This is a genomic window from Variovorax soli NBRC 106424, from assembly GCF_001591385.1.
Classification (GTDB): Bacteria; Pseudomonadota; Gammaproteobacteria; order Burkholderiales; family Burkholderiaceae_C; genus Variovorax; species Variovorax soli.
In genome coordinates this window covers 1-1,448 of record NZ_BCUU01000223.1, presented here as the reverse complement: position 1 = coordinate 1,448, position 1,448 = coordinate 1, and the positions used below count along the sequence as shown (strand labels likewise).

The following is a 1,448-nucleotide window of genomic DNA, read 5'->3' as shown; positions in this document are numbered from 1 at the left end:
GCTCGCGGCGCGCCAGGCCAGTTCCACCTCGTGCGCGGCCGCGGCCAGCTCCGTTTCGTTGACGATCATCGGCGGCCCGCGCCGCGCGGTGGCGCCCACGATGGCGCAGCCCTCGGGCGCCTCGGCCTGCGCGATGCGCACCATCATCTCCGTGGTGGCCTGGGACGAGTTGGGGTTGATGAGCAGGATGTCGGGCATGCGTGTTGGTGTTTCTGTCAGGACGTCAGGGTGTTCAGTTCACGCGGACGCGATGGACCAAGCACTGCTGTGACGCGGGCATGCGCCATTGTCGCTATCCGGCTGCGTGCAGCGTGCGCCGGTACTGCACCGCTTCGGCCACGTGCGCCGCGCCCACGGCCTGCGCGCCGGCCAGGTCGGCGATGGTGCGCGCCACCTTCAGCGCCCGGTGCGTGCCCCGTGCCGACCAGCCCAGCTTGGCGGCGGCGCTGCGCATCAGCTGCATGGCGGGCTCGTCGAGCATGGCGTGGGTGTCGATGTCCGCGCCCTGCAGTGCCTGGTTGGGCCGGCCCTGGCGCGCCAGGGCCCGTTCGCGCGCAGCCGCCACGCGCGCGCGGATGGCGGGCGTGGCCTCGCCGGGCGGCGCGCCGAGCAGCTCCTGCGGCGCCAGCGCGGGCACTTCCACATGCAGGTCGATGCGGTCCAGCAGCGGCCCGCTGAGCTTGCCCTGGTAGCGCGCCACCTGGTCGGGCGAACAGCGGCAGGCCTTCAGCCGCGAGCCCAGGTGGCCGCAGGGGCAGGGGTTCATGGCCGCGACGAGCTGGAAGCGCGCCGGGAACTCGGCGCGCCGCGCGGCCCGCGCGATGGTGATGTGGCCGGTTTCGAGCGGCTCGCGCAGCGCCTCCAGCGCCTGGCGCGAGAACTCCGGGAATTCATCGAGGAACAGCACACCGTGATGCGCCAGCGAGATCTCGCCCGGCCGGGGCGGCGAGCCGCCGCCCACCAGCGCGACGGCGCTGGCGCTGTGGTGCGGGGCCGCCGTGGGCCGCTGCATCCAGTGCTCGGGGCGGAAGCGCCCGGCCAGGCTGGCAATGGCAGCGCTCTCGAGCGCCTCCTGGGTGTTCATGGGCGGCAAGAGGCCGGCAAAGCGGTGCGCCAGCATCGACTTGCCCGATCCGGGCGGCCCGGTCATGAGCAGGCTGTGTCCGCCGGCTGCCGCGATCTCCAGCGCGCGCTTGGCGGCGGCGTGGCCTTTCACGTCGGCCAGGTCGGGCAGCGCAGCATGCGTGCCGGCCGGCGCACCGGACTCGATGCGCGACAGGCCCTGGCCCGCCTCGGCGCTCTCGGGCGGCGCGCTGCCTTCGGGCAGGAAATGGGTCACCACGTCCAGCAGGTGCCCCGCGCCATACACATGGGTGCCCGGCACCAGCGCCGCTTCGTGCGCGCTGGCCTGCGGCAGCACCAGCCGCGCCACGTCCGACTCCGGCGCC

2 protein-coding genes are annotated in these 1,448 nt (G+C 74.2%); both read right to left on the bottom strand.

The window, feature by feature from the left end:
* Positions 1-198: aspartate/glutamate racemase family protein (locus tag VSO01S_RS26475; protein WP_245684339.1), on the bottom strand; the 198-nt coding region annotated here is incomplete at its 3' end.
* Positions 199-292: 94 nt separating this feature from the next.
* Positions 293-1,448 (bottom strand): YifB family Mg chelatase-like AAA ATPase (locus VSO01S_RS26470; protein ID WP_068645711.1); only part of this gene is annotated, 1,156 nt, incomplete at its 5' end.